Origin of the sequence: Alicycliphilus denitrificans, from assembly GCF_044792555.1 — a bacterium.
GTDB classification, from domain to species: Bacteria; Pseudomonadota; Gammaproteobacteria; order Burkholderiales; family Burkholderiaceae_C; genus Alicycliphilus; species Alicycliphilus denitrificans_A.
Map to the genome: position 1 here is coordinate 460691 of NZ_CP126238.1, position 15769 is coordinate 476459.

Consider the following 15769-nt stretch of genomic DNA (forward strand, 5'->3'; position numbering starts at 1 on the left):
TTTTGGAGCAAACAAATGGCTCAAGTGCAAGGCAAGATTGTTCAATGTATCGGCGCCGTGGTGGACGTGGAGTTCCCGCGTGACCAGATGCCCAAGGTCTACGACGCCCTCAAGCTCGAAGGCTCGGCCCTGACGCTGGAAGTGCAGCAGCAGCTGGGCGACGGCATCGTGCGTACCATTGCCCTCGGCTCGTCCGACGGTCTGAAGCGCGGCATCATGGTGACCAACACCGGCAACCCCATCACCGTGCCCGTGGGCAAGGCCACCCTGGGCCGCATCATGGACGTGCTGGGCAACCCCATCGACGAGCGCGGCCCGGTCAGCCAGGAGCTCACCGCCTCCATCCACCGCAAGGCTCCGGCGTACGACGAACTGTCGCCGTCGCAGGAACTGCTGGAAACCGGCATCAAGGTGATCGACCTGGTGTGCCCGTTCGCCAAGGGCGGCAAGGTCGGCCTGTTCGGCGGCGCCGGCGTGGGCAAGACCGTGAACATGATGGAGCTCATCAACAACATCGCCAAGGCGCACTCGGGTCTGTCCGTGTTCGCCGGCGTGGGTGAGCGTACCCGCGAGGGCAACGACTTCTATCATGAAATGTCGGACTCCAAGGTCGTGGTGCAGGAAGACCTGAGCCAGTCCAAGGTGGCCATGGTCTACGGCCAGATGAACGAGCCTCCGGGCAACCGCCTGCGCGTGGCCCTGACCGGACTGACCATCGCCGAGTCCTTCCGCGACGAAGGCCGTGACGTGCTGTTCTTCGTGGATAACATTTACCGCTACACCCTGGCCGGCACCGAAGTGTCCGCCCTGCTGGGCCGCATGCCTTCCGCCGTGGGCTATCAGCCGACGCTGGCCGAGGAAATGGGCCGCCTGCAAGAGCGTATTACCTCCACCAAGGTGGGTTCGATCACCTCGATCCAGGCCGTGTACGTGCCTGCCGACGACTTGACCGACCCTTCGCCCGCGACAACCTTCGCCCACTTGGATTCCACCGTGGTGCTGTCGCGTGACATCGCCGCCCTGGGTATCTACCCCGCAGTCGATCCGCTGGACTCCACCAGCCGCCAGCTCGACCCCCATGTGGTGGGCGAGGAGCACTACAACGTCGCCCGCCAGGTGCAGGGCACGTTGCAGCGCTACAAGGAACTGCGCGACATCATCGCCATTCTGGGCATGGACGAGCTGGCCCCCGAGGACAAGCTCACCGTGGCCCGCGCGCGCAAGATCCAGCGCTTCCTGTCGCAGCCCTTCCACGTGGCCGAAGTGTTTACGGGTTCGCCCGGCAAGTACGTCCCCTTGTCGGAGACCATCCGTGGCTTCAAGATGATCGTCGCCGGCGAGTGCGATCACCTGCCCGAGCAGGCCTTCTACATGGTTGGCACCATCGACGAAGCCTTCGAGAAGGCCAAGAAGCTGGCGTGATATGAGGTTGAGCGTTGAGTGTTGAGGGTTCAGCGTGACCTGCACTCAACGCCAGACGCAAAACGCTCAACCCAAGGAGTTTTCATGAACACCATCCACGTCGATGTGGTCAGCGCCGAAGAGTCCATCTTCTCCGGCGAAGCGCGCTTTGTTGCGCTGCCGGGCGAGGCGGGCGAATTGGGTATTTATCCACGCCACACACCGCTTATCACCCGTATCAAGCCAGGTTCGGTGCGTATCGAACTGCCCGACGGCAACGAAGAGTTTGTTTTCGTGGCCGGTGGCATTCTGGAAGTGCAGCCCAACTGCGTGACCGTGCTGTCCGATACGGCCATTCGCGGCCGTGACCTGGACGACCAGAAGGCACAAGAGGCCAAGGCTGCCGCTGAAGAAGCGCTGAAGAACGCCAAGAGTGAGATCGATTTGGCACGCGCCCAGTCTGAACTTGCCATCATGGCCGCGCAGATCGCGGCGCTGCGCAAGTTCCGCCAGAAGCACTGAGGCGCCAGGGCGCCAAGGCCTTGCCACCAAACCTAGAGGAACGCTTGTCGCGTTCCTTTTTTTTGGAGTTAGGGGTATCCCCATCGCTCCATGGCGGTAAGCGCGCGGCAAACCCATGTTGACCGCCGCTGGCGGCCATGGCTGATGATCAGATGTCGATGGGTTGCCAGCGATGCGGCAGCAGTTCTTCAATCCGGCTGGCCTTGTGCGTGGGCAGCCGGGTCAGCACATCCTTGAGATAGGCATATGGGTCGTGCCCGTTCATGCGCGCTGACTGGATCAGGCTCATCACGGCGGCCGCCCGCTGGCCCGCGCGCAGGCTTCCTGCGAATAACCAATTCGAGCGCCCCAGGGCCACAGGCCTGATCTGGTTTTCGATCCAATTGTTGTCCGGCGGCAGCTGCGGGTCATCAACGAAGCGCGTGAGCGCAGCCCATCGCTTGAGGCTGTAGTCCAGCGCCTTGGCCGTCGCCGAGTTGCCCGCCACCTGCTGGCGTTGCAGCACCATCCACTGGTGCAACGCGTCCAGAATGGGCCGACTGTGCTGCTGGCGCACCTGCAGCCGCTCTGGTGCCGCCAGGGGCTGAACTTGCCGTTCGATCTCATAGACCCGGGCGAACTGCGCCAGGGCCAATTCGGCGATCTCGCTCTTGCCCGCCGCGTGCAGGTCGAAGAACTTGCGCCGGGCGTGTGCCAGGCAACCGGCTTCGGTCACGCCCTGGCTAAAGCTGGCCTTGTAGCCGGCATAGTCGTCACAGATCAGGCTGCCGCGCCACTCACCCAGGAAGGCGCGGGCGTGTTCTCCGGCGCGGGACTCGCAGAAGTCATAGACCACGGCCCGCGTGGCTTCAAACGCTCCCGGGGCATAGGCCCACAGGTAGGCCCGGTGCGTTTTACCGTTGCCCGGCTTGAGCATGGCCACCGGGGTCTCATCACCGTGCAACACCCGGTGGCCGAGCACCTCGGCCTTCAGGGCATCGACCAGCGGTTGCAGCCGCGCACCGCAGGTGCCCACCCACTGCGCCAGGGTGGATCTTGGAATCGCCAGACCGGCGCGACCAAAGATGTTCTCCTGCCGGTACAAGGGCTGGTGATCCTGGTACTTGGCCACCAGCACCTGGGCCAGCAGGCCGGCAGTCGGGATGCCTTTATCGATCACATGGGCCTCGACCGGCGCCTGGGTGATGGTTTCGCACTGGGTGCACGCCCACTTGCCACGGATGTAGCGCTCCACGGTGAACACGCCCGGCACGTAGTCCAGCTTCTCGGCCACGTCTTCGCCGATGCGCTTCATTTGGCAGCCGCAGGCGCAGGTGGTCGACTCAGGCTCGTGGCGGATCTCGCGGCGCGGCAGGTGGGCAGGCAGGCTCTGGCGTTTGGGCTGTTGCTTGGCTTCGGGCGCAGCCGCAAGCGGCTGGAGTTGCTCAATCTCGACGGCGACCGCCGCCAGGTCGGCATCGATCTCGTCTTCCAGCAGGCTCCTCTGATCGGCGCTGTGCCGCTCGGATTGGGCGGCGAACTTCAGCCGCTTGAGCAGCGCGCACTCATAGGTGAGCTTCTCGTTGAGCGCGCGCTGGTGACGCAGTTCGGCCAGCAGGCGCTGGGTCACTTCGCGCAGTTGCTCTGCGTCCAGCTCGCTCAGGGCTTGCTCGTCGATCACCATGGCTGGCAGTGTGCCCGCTCACCCTGGGTCCAGCCATTGACGCATCTCCCGATTGCCACGGCCACGCCCTTACGCCGACGATTCAGACCACGGTGATGGCACCTTGCGAGCCCACACGCTGCCAGGGCAGGCCCAGCACCAGGGCGTTGAGCTGGGCGTGTTCCAACGCCACGTTCGGACTGCCCGCAGGTGCCCAGACAAACTTGCCCTGGTGCAGCCGGCGCGCGGCCAGCCACAGTCCCACGCCGTCATGTACCAGGACTTTCAGGCGGTTGGCGCGCTGGTTGGCGAAGACGTACGCATGATGTGGCTGGGCCGCGCCGAAGGTGGCGATCACCCGCGCCAGGGCGGTGTCGGTGCCCGCGCGCATGTCCAGCGGGGTGGTGGCCAGCCAGGCCGCGTCGATCCTGATCATGTGCGAATCACCGCAGTAATTCGCGCAGCATCTGGGCGCACTCGGTCGCAGCGGATAAGGGCCAGTGCACGGTCACGGACATGCCGGGGCGCTGGCATTCGATGCGGATGCCATCCGCTGGCGTTGGCAAGGACGCGGATGGTAGCTCACCAGCAGACGCCTGCGGTACTGCGCTCAGGTCGATGGGGATAAAGGCCGGGGGTTGGGAAGCAACGACCGCAGTGCTGACGCCAACTTCAAGACGGTGAAGTCCCTGCGCCCATTCCTTGAGCCAGCGGTGTAGCACGTTGGCGTTCATGCCATGTTGCAGGGCCACCGCCGCGACCGATGCGCCTGGCTGTCGGCAGGCAGCCACCAGCTCGGCCTTGAATTGCGGGGTGTAGGTGCGGTGCGTACGCCGCTGCGCATAGCGCGGGGTCTGAGGGTCTTTGAGCATCGTGTCCACGCCAATGTTGCGTGCACACGATCTTGCTCAGCCTTACCACCTCATTCAAGATGGGTTCGCCAGCCGCATACCCATGGCGGGCAGGCCGCACGGCTTCAGGGCGCGACCACGGGAGCGTCCGGCAGTTCATTGCCCCTGTCGCCAGAGTCCTGCGCCGCATCCCGCGGAAAGTACCTGACCAGTAGAGCGGACACCTCGGAAAGCGCCTGCGTCAATCCATCCTCATAGCGCCCGGCGCGAAAGGCTGCGCGCATCTGCGTCACCAGCGTGTGCCAGGTGGCGGGGGCAACATATGAGGTGAGACCGCGATCAGCGACGATCTCGATGGCATGCTCGGCCAGCAGCAGATAGATCAGCACGCCGTTGTTGTATTCCGTGTCCCACACACGCAGCTTGCCGAACTGCGTGATGGCACGTTCGCGTGCGCCGGCGCCACGCCAGATGTAGGACAGGGGCAGGCCGCCTTCCACGCAGATACGAATCTGGCCCGTGTGGCGTCGCTCGCTGGCCGTGATGCGCTGCCCGAGCCGCTGCAGCATGTCGGGCGGCAGCGTCTGGTGCAGCCCGCCATCGGCCCAGCGATGGCGCAGCAGGCGCGCCAGACCGCGCAAGGCAGAGGGTGGTGTATGTGGCGTGGATGAAATCATGGTGATTGTGATGCCCCTTGTGCCCCGCCTACCAGTCGCCGGAGGCGCCGCCACCGCCAAAATCCCCACCGCCGCCGGAGCCGAAACCGCCGCCAAAACCGCCGCCGGAATCGCTTCCCCAGCCGCCGCGACCGCCACTGCGGATGCCGCCATGGCCTATGGCGGGCATGCTGCGGCCGGCGAAGATCCAGGTGTAGAGCAGCGCTGCGAGCGCCGCGCCGCCGGCCAACAGCAGGCTGGAGGTGAGGACAAAGGCCAGCACGCCCGCAGCAGTGCCCATGACGAAACCGCCCAGGCGCTGGCCGAACAAGCGCCGGACCATGGGGCCGGCGACCATGACGCCGAAGAACAGGAAGATGGCCAGATCGGTCCAATTCGTGTCGTCCAGCTGCGGCGTACCGCGCCCTTGATTGGCGCCCTGGGGCAGCGGCAGGCCTTCGCCGGCGATGCGCGCGCCTATCTGCTGCACGGCCGCGTCCAGGCCGCCGGCAAAGTCCCCCGTGCGAAAGCGCGGCTTCATCGCATCATCGATGATGCGCGCGGCGGCAATGTCGGGGATGGCGCCTTCCAATGCCTTGGCGACCTCGATGCGCATGCGCCTGTCGTCCTTGGCCACGACCACCAGCACGCCGTCGCCCACCTGTTTGCGCCCGATCTTCCAGGCATTGCCCACGCGGTTGGCAAAGCTTGCAATGTCCTCGGGGGCGGTGCTGGGCACCATCAGCAGCACCACCTGCGAGCCATGCTGCTGCTCTATGGCGGCCAGCCGTGCGTCCAGTGACTGCCGCTGGGCGTCGCTGAGCGTGCCGGTTTCGTCGATGACGCGGGCGCTCAGAGCCGGGATGTCGCGCAGTGGCTGAGCTCCTGCCGAAGGCATGCCGATAGCTATTAAAAATATAGCTATTAGCGCTTGAATAGCAGGCGCTAGAGGCATATTTTCATCAAAATAAAAGTATCAGGGCTTGGCGGCCGGTGCGGGGCTGGAAAAGTCGACCTTGGGCGGGGTGCTGATCTCGGCTTCGTTCTGTACCGTGAAGCTGGGCTTGGGCGCATAGCTGAACACCATGGCCGTGACATTGGTGGGGAAGCTGCGCGCGAGCACGTTGTACTCCTGCACCGACTGGATATAGCGGTTGCGTGCCACGGTGATGCGGTTTTCCGTGCCTTCCAGCGTCACGCGCAGATCGCGGAAACCCTGGTTGGCCTGCAGCTGGGGATAGCGCTCGGCCACCACCATCAGGCGCGACAGCGCGCTGGACAGCTCGCCCTGGGCCTGCTGGAATTTGTTGAATGCCTCGGGATTGTTCAAGGTCTCGGGCGTGACCTGAATCGAGGTGGCCTTGGCGCGCGCCTCGACCACGCGTGTCAGCGTCTCCTGCTCGAAGGCGGCCTCGCCCTTCACGGAGGCGACGATGTTGGGCACCAGGTCGGCGCGGCGCTGGTACTGGTTGAGCACCTCGCTCCATGCGGCCTTGGATTGCTCGTCCAGGCGCTGGAAGTCGTTGTAGCCACAGCCCGACAAAAGCAGTGCGGCGGCGAGGGTGGCGATGAGGCGTTTCATGGTGTGCGGGGCATTGCAATGGTGGAGCAAGGGCATGTGCCGTGCATAGCCGGCATTGTGCATGCATTGCATCGCTCCGTGACAGGCGAGGCTTGGGTGCTGACAATGGCAGCTTGATCGCAGCTACCGCATTTCGTCATGACCCGCTCTTCCTTGCGTGCCGTTCTTGCCGGCAGTCCCGATGAACTTGAAGCCGCTTTCTACGCTGCCCTGCAGCAGGGCGATATAGAGCGTGTGATGGCCTGCTGGGCCGATGAGGATGAGATTGTCTGCGTACACCCCGGCGGTGCACGCCTGCTGGGGCCGGTGGCGATCCGCGCGGCCTACACGGCCATGCTGGAGCGCGGGGGCCTGCAGGTGCGCCCGGCACAGGAGGTGCGCGTGCAGGCGCTGGCCAGCAGCGTTCATAGCGTGCAAGAGCAGGTGCGCATCGTGCTGCCTGACGGAGTGCGCGAGACCGTGGTCCAGGCCACCAATGTCTATCACAAGACTCCCAAGGGCTGGCGCCTGGTGGCACACCACGCGAGTGCCGCAGAGATGCGTGATACGCCCGCACCAACGCCCGCCGCGCATATGCTGCATTGACCCGCATGCAGCAATGCGGTGCGGACAAGAAGCACAATCACCCCATGGATGACATCGTCAAACAGGCCATTGCCAAGTGGCCCCATGTTCCCCACTGCTATGGCTGGCTGGGCCTGGATGCGCGTGGTCAGTGGTATTTACGTGATGCGGCCACGCAGGCGCTGGGCGGCTTTCACGCCGCGCGCGGCAGCCGGCTGCAGCACGCCAAGCTGATTGAATTCATCCACCGCAACTACCAGGCCGACGCGTGCGGCCGCTGGTACTTTCAGAACGGGCCGCAGCGGGTGTATGTCGAGCTGGAGGCCGCGCCGCTGATCTGGCGCCTGGATCCCGATGGTGCGCCCGTGGCCCATACCGGCCAGCGCGCGGATGGGGTGCAGGAATGCCTGGTGGATGAATGCGGGCGTGTGTACCTGGCCTGCGCCTTAGGCCTGGGCCTGGTGCACAGCCTGGACGTGGCCGTCGTGGCGCAGCAGATTGAGCAGGGCCGTTGGCTGGCGCGCGAGGTGTGCGCTGCCGATCTGCCTGCTGCCTACGGCTTTGTCCTGAGCCCGGCGAGTTTGCCGCAGACCTGAAAACAAACAAGCCGGCGCGTGGCCGGCTTGTGCACAGGGACGGCGTGGCGCTTCTTACTTGCCGGCTTCGCCCTCGGCCGTGGGGCGCTCGGGCTCTGCAAACTTCGCGCCGGCCGCGTTGGCCATGTAGGCCGCGCCGCGGGCGATTTCGGTGTCGTCAAAGTCGCCGCCACCTTGCGGGGCCATGGCGCCCTTGCCCTTGAGCGCGGATTGCACCAGGGCCTCAAAACCCGTCTTGATGCGCGGCCCCCAGGCGGCTGCGTCGCCGAGCTTCGGAGCGCCGGCGGCCCCCGTGGCGTGGCACGCAGCGCACTGGCCCTTGTACACCTCTTCGCCGGCGCGCAGCGGGCGGTTGGCATCGCGCACTTCCACGTTGCCGATCTTCTGGATGCGCTGCGCAATCGCCAGCTCGGGGTTGCCCACGCCGGTCATGGGCTTGGTGCCCGAAGTCACGAACATCACCAGGCCGATGATGATGAATATCGGCACTACGAAGGCAAGGATGGTGGATGTCAGGAACTGCTTCGGGTTCTTGATGGCGCCGGTATGCGCATCGTCAGGGGTGTCGCTCATGGATTCCTCAGGTGACTTGATTTGTGGTTCTGGCGGCAGAAAGAAAACCGGGGCGATTATAGGAGTCGCCCTCGCCCCGCGCTCGAGGGACGCCAATGACGGACACCCCCTTGCTGGCGTTTCAAGAGCGCGGTGCCGCGCTCGTATCCGTCCAGCCTCCACCCAGTACCTTGTACAGCGACACCTGGTTTTGTAGCTGCTGCAATTGGGTCAGCACCAGTGCCTGCTCGGTGGCGAACAGCGAACGCTGGGCGTCCAGCAGATCCAGGTAGCTCGCCACCCCGTTGCGATAGCGCAGATCGGACAGTTGCAGGCGCTTGCTGTCTGCCTGTACCTGTGCGCGCTGGGCATCGGCTTGCTGCTGCAGCGTGGCCTGGCCGGCCAACGCGTCGGACACTTCGCGGAAAGCGGTCTGTATGGATTTTTCGTACTGCGCCATGGCGATCTCGCGACCGGCACGCGCGGATTCCAGGCCGGCCTGATTGCGCCCGGCATCGAAGATCGGCAGGGCCAGTTGTGGCGCCAGAGAGAATGCCCACGAGCCGCTCTTGAATAAGCCGGACAGCTCATTGCTCACCGTGCCTGCCTGCGCCGTGAGCGAGATGCGCGGAAAGAATGCCGCGCGTGCCGCCCCGATGTTGGCATTGGCGCCGATCAGCAACTGTTCGGCCTGGCGTATGTCGGGGCGGCGCTCCAGCAGGTCCGATGGCAGGCCCGCAGGCAGCGCCTGCATGGGGGCCGCAGTGGTTAGGCGCGCCGAGGGCAGGCTGGCGCGGATTTCGTCGGGCAGCGGCTGACCCAGCAGCAGGGCGAGGGCGTTTTCATCGAGCAGGCGCTGGCGCTGCTGCTGGGCGTAGGTGGCGCGTGCTGCCTGGGCCAGGCTTTCGGCCTGGTAGCTGTCCAGCTCGGAGCTCACGCCATGCTCCAGCCGCAGACGCGTGAGCCTGACGGACTCCTCGCGCGTGTCCAGCGTGCGTCGCGAGATGTCGAGCAACTCCTCATCGGCCATCAGAGTCAGCCAGCCCGATGCCACGGCAGCGACCAGGCTGATCTGCGCCGATTTGCGTGCCTCTGCCGTAGCCAGGTATTGGGCCAAGGCCTGCTCCTTGAGGGCCGCGATGCGGCCGAAGAAATCCATCTCCCAGGCCGAGATGCCCAGGCCCGCCTGGTACAGATTGCTGTAGCCGTCACCCGAGGTCTTGGGCTGGCGCGTACTGCTGGCAATGGCATTCACCACGGGCCACTGGTTGGCGCGCTGAATCTGGAACTGCGCGCGTGCCTGCTCGACGTTGAGCATGGCCACGCGCAGGTCGCGGTTGTTGCCCAGTGCGATACCGATGAGCCGTTGCAGGCGTGGATCGGTGAAGTAGTCCTTCCAGTCGATGTCGGCAGCAGTCTTGGCGGCAGCCGGCGCTTCACTGCCGGCCAGGGCAAAGGCCTCAGGTACCGGTGCCGCAGGGCGCTCGTACTTGGGTATGAAGCTGCAGCCGGCCAGCAAGGTTGCGATTGCCAGAGGCAAGAGGGTACGAGTTGGGCGCGTGCGGGGCAGGTTGTGCTTGTGCATGTTGTTGTACTCCGGTGGCTCGGGTCAGGCAGCACTGTCGTTGTGGTGCTGCATGGCATGCTTGGCGTCATGTGCGTGCTGGCGCTGGCTGCCCTTGAAGAAGCCGCGCACCAGCACGAAGAACACCGGCACGAAGATCACTGCCAGAACGGTGCCCGAGATCATTCCGCCGATCACGCCGGTGCCGATGGCCCGCTGGCTGGCGGAACTGGCGCCGGTGGCCAGGAACAGCGGCACCACGCCCAGCGTGAAGGCCAGCGAGGTCATGATGATGGGGCGAAAGCGCAGGTGCGCCGCCTCCAGCGCGGCATCGATGATGCTCTTGCCCGAGGCCTGCAGGTCCTTGGCGAATTCGATGATCAGGATCGCGTTCTTCGCCGACAGGCCGATGATGGTCACCAGGCCGATCTGGAAGTACACGTCGTTGGACATGCCGCGCGCCAGCGTGCCCAGCAGCACGCCGAGCACGCCCAGCGGTACCACCAACAGCACCGAGAACGGAATGGACCAGCTCTCGTAGAGCGCCGCCAGGCTCAGGAACACGGCCAGCAGCGAGAACGCATACAGCACCATGGCCTGCGAGCCGGCGAGCTTTTCCTCGCGCGACTGGCCCGTCCACTCGAAGCCAAAGCCCTCGGGCAACTGGGCCACCAGGCGCTCCATCTCCCGCATGGCATCGCCGGTGCTGAAGCCGGGTGCCGCGCCACCTGCGATCTTCATCGCCGGATAGCCGTTGTAACGCACGGTCTGCATGGCGCCGGTGACCCAGCGCGTGGTCGCGAAGGTGGACAGCGGAAGCACCTGCCCCTGGTTGTTGAGCACCGGTAGGTCCAGCACCCCTTCAGGCTGCATGCGCGCCGGGGCGTCGGCCTGCACCACCACGCGCTGCAGGCGACCCTGGTTCGGGAAGTCGTTGATGTAGGACGAACCAAGCGCCGTGGACAAGGCGCTGTTGATGGTGTCGAACGACACGCCCAGGGCATTGGCTTTGTCGCGGTCGATGTCGATCTGCATCTGTGGCGCGTCTTCCATGCCATCCGGGCGCACCTGGGCTAGCACCTTGCTCTGCGCAGCCATGCCCAGCAACTGGTTGCGTGCGGCGACCAGCGCATCATGGCCCTTGGCGCCACGATCCTGCAGGCGGAAGGTGAAGCCCGACGCCGAGCCCAGCTCGGGGATGGGTGGCGGGCTGAGGGCGAAGATGAATGCATCGCGAAAGCCTGACAGCGCGCCCATGGCTCGGCCCGCCACGGCATCGGCGGAATGCTCGGCGCCGGGGCGCTCGCTCCAATTCTTCAGGGGGATGAAGGAAATACCCGCGTTTTGTCCCTGGCCAGAGAACGAGAAACCGGCCACGGTGATGACGTCCTGCACCTCGGGTTGTTTCATGGCGAATTGCTCCACTGCCAGCAATGCCGACTGTGTGCGCTCCAGTGATGCGCCCGGGGGCAACTGGACGTTGGCGATCAGGTAGCCCTGGTCTTCATTGGGCAGGAAAGAGGTGGGCAGGCGCATGTACACGAAGCTCACGGCGCCGATCAGGGCCGCGTAGATGATCAGCATGCGGCCGCCCCGGCGCACTAGGCGTGACAGTCCGGCTTCGTAGCGGTGCGTGGTGCTCTTGAACATGCGGTTGAACCAGCCGAAGAAGCCCTTTTTCTCGTGATGCTCTCCGGACACGGGCTTGAGCAGGGTGCCGCACAGTGCCGGCGTGAGCGATAGCGCCAGGAAGGCGGAGAACGCGATCGACGTAGCCATCGTGGCCGCGAACTGGCGATAGATGTTGCCCGTGGAGCCGGCAAAGAAGGCCAGTGGCACGAACACCGAGATCAGCACCACGGTGATGCCCACGATGGCGCCGGAAATTTGGCCCATCGCCTTGCGCGTTGCCTCCAGCGGCGGAAGGCCCTCTTCGGCCATGATGCGCTCGACGTTTTCCACCACCACGATAGCGTCGTCCACGACGATGCCGATGACCAGCACCATGCCGAACATGGTCAGCACGTTGATCGAGAAGCCCATGGCCAGCAGCGCGCCGAACGTGCCCAGCAGCGCCACCGGCACGACGATGGTGGGAATGATGGTGTAGCGGAAGTTCTGCAGGAACAGGAACATCACCAGGAACACCAGCGCCACTGCCTCGAGCAGCGTATGCACCACCTTCTCGATGGAGACCGAGATAAAGGTGGAAGTGTCATACGGGATGGTGTACTTGACGCCCTGCGGAAAGTACTGTTGCAGCTGCTCCAGCTTGGCCTTCGCGGCCTTGGCCGTGGCCAGTGCATTGGCCTTCGAGGTAAGCTGCACGCCCATGCCAACGGCAGGGGAGCCATTGAGCCGCGCACTGGTGCTGTAGCTCTGCGAGCCCAGCTCAATACGCGCCACGTCTTTCAGGCGCACGGTAGAACCGTCGGTGTTGGCGCGCAGCACCACGTTACCGAACTGTTCGGCCGAGGAGAGTTGCCCCTGCACGACGATGGTCGCCGCCATACTCTGTCCGGGGATGCTGGGCAGGTCGCCCAGGTTGCCGGCGGAGACTTGCAGGTTCTGCCCGCGGATGGCGGCATTCACCTGATCCAACGACAGGTTGAAACCCTTGAGCTTGGCAGGGTCGATCCAGACGCGCATGGCACGCTCGGAGCCGAACTGCGTGACCGCACCCACGCCCGGCAGGCGCTGCAGCTCAGGTACTACGTTACGTGCCGCGTAGTCGTTGAGTGCCTCGATGCTGATGTTCGGGTTGTCCGTGGTGAGCATGGAAAACAGCAGGAAGTTGGAGCGTGACTTGTCTACGCGCACGCCCTGCTGCGTCACCGCCGCAGGCAGGCGGGGGGTGGCGCGTGACAGGCGGTTCTGCACGTCCACCTGGGCCAGGTCATCGTTGGTGCCGGGCTCGAAGCTCAGCACGATGGTGCCGGTCCCGTTGGCCTGGCTGGTGGTTTCCATGTAGGCCAACCCTGTGGCTCCGTTCATCTCGCGTTCGATGACGGACAACACGCTGTCTTCCAGTGTTTGGGCTGTTGCCCCGGGATAGGCGACTGACACCTGGATGGTGGGTGGTGCCACGGCCGGGTACTGTGCAATGGGCAGTTGTGTGATGGCGACGGCGCCAATCACCATGATGAAGATTGCGATCACCCACGCGAAGATGGGGCGCTCGATGAAAAACTTGGCCATGTGCCGCGCTCCTGGTCTTAGCGTTTGGTTGGCGTAGCGGCAGGTTCGCTGGGGGCGGATGTGGCGGCACTATCGGCCTGCCAGGGGACGGGTTTAACCACCACAGGCTCGCCGGGTTTGCCGCGCGGCAGTTTCTGGAACCCGTCCACCATGACCTGCTCGCCGGACTTCAGGCCATCGAGCACCACCCAGTGGGTGCCTTGGGTAGGCCCGAGCTTCACCACGCGCGGTGCGACCTGGTTGTCTGTATTCACCACCATCACGGTGTCAGCCTTGCCCGAGCGGGTGACCGCCTGCTGGGGCAGCAAAATGCCGTTGTCCACCTGCGCCTGTTCCAGGCGTACCCGCACATACAGGCCTGGTAATAGCGCGCGGTCGCGATTGGGCACCTCGGCACGTAGAGTTACCTGGCCGCTGCTGGGATCGACTGTGAGGTCGGTGAACAGCAGGCGGCCGGCCTGCGGGTAAAGGCTGCCATCCTCGAGCACCACACGCACCTGGGCTGCGCCGGCGCCGGCTTGCTTGTACTTGCCGCTGGCCACCGCAGCACGCAGCTTGAGTGCGTCGGCGGCAGACTGTGTGAAATTGATGTACAGCGGGTCGATTTGCTGGATCACGGCCAGCTCGGTCGGTGTGCCCTGACCGACCAGGGCGCCCTCGGTCACCAGTGCGCGGCCAATGCGGCCGGAAATAGGTGCCGTCACGGTGGCGTAACCCAGGTTGATGCGGGCCGTAGTTACCGCGGCCTTGGCTGCAGCCACATTGGCCTGTGCCGTCTTTTGTGCGGCTACGGCATTGTCATATTCCTGTTTGCTGATGGCATTCACCGCCACCAGGGGGCGGTAGCGTTCTGCCAGCGCACGGGATTGGGCGAGGCTGGCTTCGGCCTGGGCCACACTGGCCTCGGCCTGGGCCAGGCTGGCCTGGTAGGGCGCGCTGTCGATCAAGAACAGCTGCTGGCCTGCCTTCACATCGCTGCCCTCTTTGAATACGCGTTTTTGCAGAATCCCAGCAGCCCGCGCGCGCACCTGGGCGACGCGTGATGCTTCCAGCCTGCCCGGCAGCTCGGTGACCAGGCCGATGTCGCCCGCCTGTACGGCCACGACGCCAACCTCTGGCGTCCGCGGGGCGGCAGTTGCTCCTGCGGGAGCATCTACCTTCTGGCCGCAAGCGCCCATGGCCAGCACCACTGCCAGAGCCATTGATAGGACTGAGGCGGAGTGATGCCTGGGGAGGGCATGGCGAGTGTTCTTGTCGTTGGGATGTGGCATGGTGGGCCTTTGAAGACGGAATGCGTCGGATGTCATGAAAGACGGTCGCGAATGGCGGCGCCGGCCAAGAGTGATGCCGGAAGAAGGCGAATTATACATACATTCATGAATGTATAATTGCAGCCGTAGTCGCGGCCTGATGCTGCGTCACGTCGCATAAAGGAGATTCAGTATTCATGGCACGACGCACTAAGGAAGATGCGGATACTACGCGCAACAACCTGCTCGATGCCGCCGAGCGTGTGTTCTATGAAAAAGGTGTGGCGCGCGCATCGTTGGGTGAGATTGCGCAGGCTGCGGGCGCAACGCGCGGTGCCATCTATTGGCATTTCAAGGACAAAGTGGCCCTGTTTAATGCAATGATGGACCGTGTCTCCCTGCCTCTGGAGGAGGCCTGCGGCGAAGGCGGCGTGTCGGACCGGTCTGCCCCGCTGGCGCGGCTACTGGCTATGGTCGAGCGTGTGATCCTCATCGTAATGAGCGACGAGCGCACGCGCCGCGTATGCGAGATTGCGTTCTACAGGGTGGAGTATGTGGATGAGCTTATGGCTGCTCGCGAGCGGCACTTGGCCTCCCGTGCGCGCTTTCATGCCTTGCTGGCTCGTGATTTGTGTTTGGCTGCGGACGAGCGGGAGCTGAGTCTGCCGATGGATGCTGCGGTGGCGGCTACGGGCCTCCAGGCACTGTTTGATGGGCTGCTGCATGCTTGGATTTTGGGTGGCGAACGCTTTGATTTGCTGGTCGTAGGCCGTGCAACGGTAACGGCTTACTTGCGAGGTCTTGGGTTTGACGCCTAGCCGTCATGCAATAATGCGGCGCTTGTATCTGGGCCCGTTGTCATGCGTTCATGGTCAGTCGGGTGCAGTGCTTTCCGAGCGGCTGTAGCTCAGTGGATAGAGTATCGGCCTCCGAAGCCGAGGGTCGTGGGTTCGATCCCCGCCAGCCGCGCCACTTATGCTGAGAATCGGTGAGTGCAACCTTTTTTCTTGTGATTCATTGAATTTTAAAAAAGGCTGCTACAATAGCAAATTCTTCGGAGGGGTGCCCGAGTGGCTAAAGGGGGCAGACTGTAAATCTGTTGGCTTACGCCTACACTGGTTCGAATCCAGTCCCCTCCACCAAAATTGTGAGTTGAGGCGTTGGGTCGCGATTGCGCAAGCTTCGGTTTGCGGGAGTAGTTCAATGGTAGAACCCTAGCCTTCCAAGCTAATGACGCGGGTTCGATTCCCGTCTCCCGCTCCATAATTTTGAATTTGCTTTCGAGGTTTTGCCTTGAAATTGCCCATGTGGCTCAGTGGTAGAGCACTCCCTTGGTAAGGGAGAGGTCGCGGGTCCGATTCCCGCCATGGGCACCAAAATTTGTATTTGTC

Annotated in this window: 15 protein-coding genes and 4 tRNA genes; 9 read left to right on the forward strand and 10 right to left on the reverse strand. The window is 64.1% G+C overall.

Annotation, left to right across the window (positions count from 1 at the left end):
* Window positions 1–15 precede the first annotated feature (15 nt).
* Both atpD and P7644_RS02205 read left to right on the forward strand, forming a co-directional pair.
* Window positions 16–1422 (forward strand): F0F1 ATP synthase subunit beta, encoded by a 1407-nt coding sequence (gene atpD, locus P7644_RS02200; protein ID WP_404301379.1) that lies wholly within the window; start codon window positions 16–18, stop codon window positions 1420–1422.
* Between the two features lie 84 nt (window positions 1423–1506).
* Window positions 1507–1923 carry a F0F1 ATP synthase subunit epsilon gene (locus P7644_RS02205; RefSeq protein ID WP_404301380.1) on the forward strand — a complete coding sequence of 139 codons (417 nt, stop codon included), beginning with the start codon at window positions 1507–1509 and terminating at the stop codon, window positions 1921–1923.
* A 148-nt stretch (window positions 1924–2071) separates the two neighbouring features.
* On the opposite strand, the gene tnpC is transcribed toward P7644_RS02205, so the two are convergent.
* From tnpC to P7644_RS02235, 6 genes are all read right to left on the reverse strand, one after another.
* On the reverse strand, window positions 2072–3586 hold the full coding sequence (tnpC, locus tag P7644_RS02210; protein WP_404299153.1) for an IS66 family transposase: 1515 nt from the start codon (window positions 3584–3586) through the stop codon (window positions 2072–2074).
* Between the two features lie 82 nt (window positions 3587–3668).
* Entirely contained in the window at window positions 3669–4001 is a 333-nt protein-coding gene (tnpB, locus tag P7644_RS02215; protein ID WP_404299152.1) for an IS66 family insertion sequence element accessory protein TnpB, read from the reverse strand.
* Window positions 4002–4008: 7 nt separating this feature from the next.
* Window positions 4009–4437: an IS66-like element accessory protein TnpA gene (gene tnpA / locus P7644_RS02220; RefSeq protein ID WP_404299151.1), complete on the reverse strand. Its 429-nt coding sequence runs from the start codon at window positions 4435–4437 to the stop codon at window positions 4009–4011.
* Window positions 4438–4541: 104 nt separating this feature from the next.
* The gene (locus P7644_RS02225) at window positions 4542–5093 is read right to left on the reverse strand and encodes a TPM domain-containing protein (protein WP_404301381.1); all 552 of its coding nucleotides are present in this window, start codon (window positions 5091–5093) and stop codon (window positions 4542–4544) included.
* 28 nt (window positions 5094–5121) lie between these two features.
* The gene (locus P7644_RS02230; protein ID WP_404301382.1) at window positions 5122–6027 is read right to left on the reverse strand and encodes a TPM domain-containing protein; all 906 of its coding nucleotides are present in this window, start codon (window positions 6025–6027) and stop codon (window positions 5122–5124) included.
* 21 nt (window positions 6028–6048) lie between these two features.
* Window positions 6049–6654, reverse strand: a complete 606-nt coding sequence (locus P7644_RS02235; RefSeq protein WP_404301383.1) for a LemA family protein — start codon at window positions 6652–6654, stop codon at window positions 6049–6051.
* A gap of 138 nt (window positions 6655–6792) precedes the next feature.
* Between P7644_RS02235 and P7644_RS02240 the strand changes: the two genes are divergently transcribed.
* Window positions 6793–7239 carry a YybH family protein gene (locus P7644_RS02240; RefSeq protein WP_404301384.1) on the forward strand — a complete coding sequence of 149 codons (447 nt, stop codon included), beginning with the start codon at window positions 6793–6795 and terminating at the stop codon, window positions 7237–7239.
* 44 nt (window positions 7240–7283) lie between these two features.
* On the forward strand, window positions 7284–7814 hold the full coding sequence (locus tag P7644_RS02245) for a DUF2946 family protein (protein ID WP_404301385.1): 531 nt from the start codon (window positions 7284–7286) through the stop codon (window positions 7812–7814).
* 54 nt (window positions 7815–7868) lie between these two features.
* Here P7644_RS02245 and P7644_RS02250 read toward each other — a convergent pair whose 3' ends face one another.
* From P7644_RS02250 to P7644_RS02265, 4 genes are all read right to left on the reverse strand, one after another.
* A complete protein-coding gene (locus tag P7644_RS02250) occupies window positions 7869–8387 on the reverse strand; it encodes a c-type cytochrome (RefSeq protein ID WP_404301386.1) in 519 nt (172 codons plus the stop codon).
* Window positions 8388–8508: 121 nt separating this feature from the next.
* A complete protein-coding gene (locus P7644_RS02255; RefSeq protein WP_404301387.1) occupies window positions 8509–9951 on the reverse strand; it encodes an efflux transporter outer membrane subunit in 1443 nt (480 codons plus the stop codon).
* A gap of 24 nt (window positions 9952–9975) precedes the next feature.
* Complete coding sequence (locus tag P7644_RS02260; protein ID WP_404301388.1) at window positions 9976–13128, reverse strand: efflux RND transporter permease subunit; 3153 nt, start codon at window positions 13126–13128, stop codon at window positions 9976–9978.
* 17 nt (window positions 13129–13145) lie between these two features.
* The gene (locus P7644_RS02265; RefSeq protein ID WP_404301389.1) at window positions 13146–14399 is read right to left on the reverse strand and encodes an efflux RND transporter periplasmic adaptor subunit; all 1254 of its coding nucleotides are present in this window, start codon (window positions 14397–14399) and stop codon (window positions 13146–13148) included.
* Between the two features lie 176 nt (window positions 14400–14575).
* On the opposite strand from P7644_RS02265, the gene P7644_RS02270 reads away from it, so the two are divergent.
* The 5 genes from P7644_RS02270 to P7644_RS02290 all read left to right on the forward strand — a co-directional run bounded on the left by P7644_RS02270 (window position 14576) and on the right by P7644_RS02290 (window position 15754).
* Entirely contained in the window at window positions 14576–15196 is a 621-nt protein-coding gene (locus P7644_RS02270; protein ID WP_404301390.1) for a TetR family transcriptional regulator, read from the forward strand.
* 78 nt (window positions 15197–15274) lie between these two features.
* Window positions 15275–15350 (forward strand) — tRNA-Arg (locus P7644_RS02275).
* A gap of 84 nt (window positions 15351–15434) precedes the next feature.
* Window positions 15435–15520, forward strand: a tRNA-Tyr gene (locus P7644_RS02280).
* 47 nt (window positions 15521–15567) lie between these two features.
* Window positions 15568–15641, forward strand: a tRNA-Gly gene (locus P7644_RS02285).
* 38 nt (window positions 15642–15679) lie between these two features.
* Window positions 15680–15754: transfer RNA gene (locus P7644_RS02290), tRNA-Thr, on the forward strand.
* Window positions 15755–15769 lie beyond the last annotated feature (15 nt).

What these genes read in the sequence shown, in the direction of transcription:
- tnpA (WP_404299151.1), bottom strand. Translation starts at nt 4,437, where the DNA reads ATGCTCAAAGACCCTCAGACCCCGCGCTATGCGCAGCGGCGTACGCAC.
- tnpB (WP_404299152.1), bottom strand. Translation starts at nt 4,001, where the DNA reads ATGATCAGGATCGACGCGGCCTGGCTGGCCACCACCCCGCTGGACATG.
- P7644_RS02235 (WP_404301383.1), bottom strand. Translation starts at nt 6,654, where the DNA reads ATGAAACGCCTCATCGCCACCCTCGCCGCCGCACTGCTTTTGTCGGGC.
- P7644_RS02230 (WP_404301382.1), bottom strand. Translation starts at nt 6,027, where the DNA reads ATGCCTCTAGCGCCTGCTATTCAAGCGCTAATAGCTATATTTTTAATA.
- P7644_RS02245 (WP_404301385.1), top strand. Translation starts at nt 7,284, where the DNA reads ATGGATGACATCGTCAAACAGGCCATTGCCAAGTGGCCCCATGTTCCC.
- P7644_RS02205 (WP_404301380.1), top strand. Translation starts at nt 1,507, where the DNA reads ATGAACACCATCCACGTCGATGTGGTCAGCGCCGAAGAGTCCATCTTC.
- P7644_RS02270 (WP_404301390.1), top strand. Translation starts at nt 14,576, where the DNA reads ATGGCACGACGCACTAAGGAAGATGCGGATACTACGCGCAACAACCTG.
- P7644_RS02250 (WP_404301386.1), bottom strand. Translation starts at nt 8,387, where the DNA reads ATGAGCGACACCCCTGACGATGCGCATACCGGCGCCATCAAGAACCCG.
- P7644_RS02265 (WP_404301389.1), bottom strand. Translation starts at nt 14,399, where the DNA reads ATGCCACATCCCAACGACAAGAACACTCGCCATGCCCTCCCCAGGCAT.
- P7644_RS02225 (WP_404301381.1), bottom strand. Translation starts at nt 5,093, where the DNA reads ATGATTTCATCCACGCCACATACACCACCCTCTGCCTTGCGCGGTCTG.
- atpD (WP_404301379.1), top strand. Translation starts at nt 16, where the DNA reads ATGGCTCAAGTGCAAGGCAAGATTGTTCAATGTATCGGCGCCGTGGTG.
- P7644_RS02260 (WP_404301388.1), bottom strand. Translation starts at nt 13,128, where the DNA reads ATGGCCAAGTTTTTCATCGAGCGCCCCATCTTCGCGTGGGTGATCGCA.
- tnpC (WP_404299153.1), bottom strand. Translation starts at nt 3,586, where the DNA reads ATGGTGATCGACGAGCAAGCCCTGAGCGAGCTGGACGCAGAGCAACTG.
- P7644_RS02240 (WP_404301384.1), top strand. Translation starts at nt 6,793, where the DNA reads ATGACCCGCTCTTCCTTGCGTGCCGTTCTTGCCGGCAGTCCCGATGAA.
- P7644_RS02255 (WP_404301387.1), bottom strand. Translation starts at nt 9,951, where the DNA reads ATGCACAAGCACAACCTGCCCCGCACGCGCCCAACTCGTACCCTCTTG.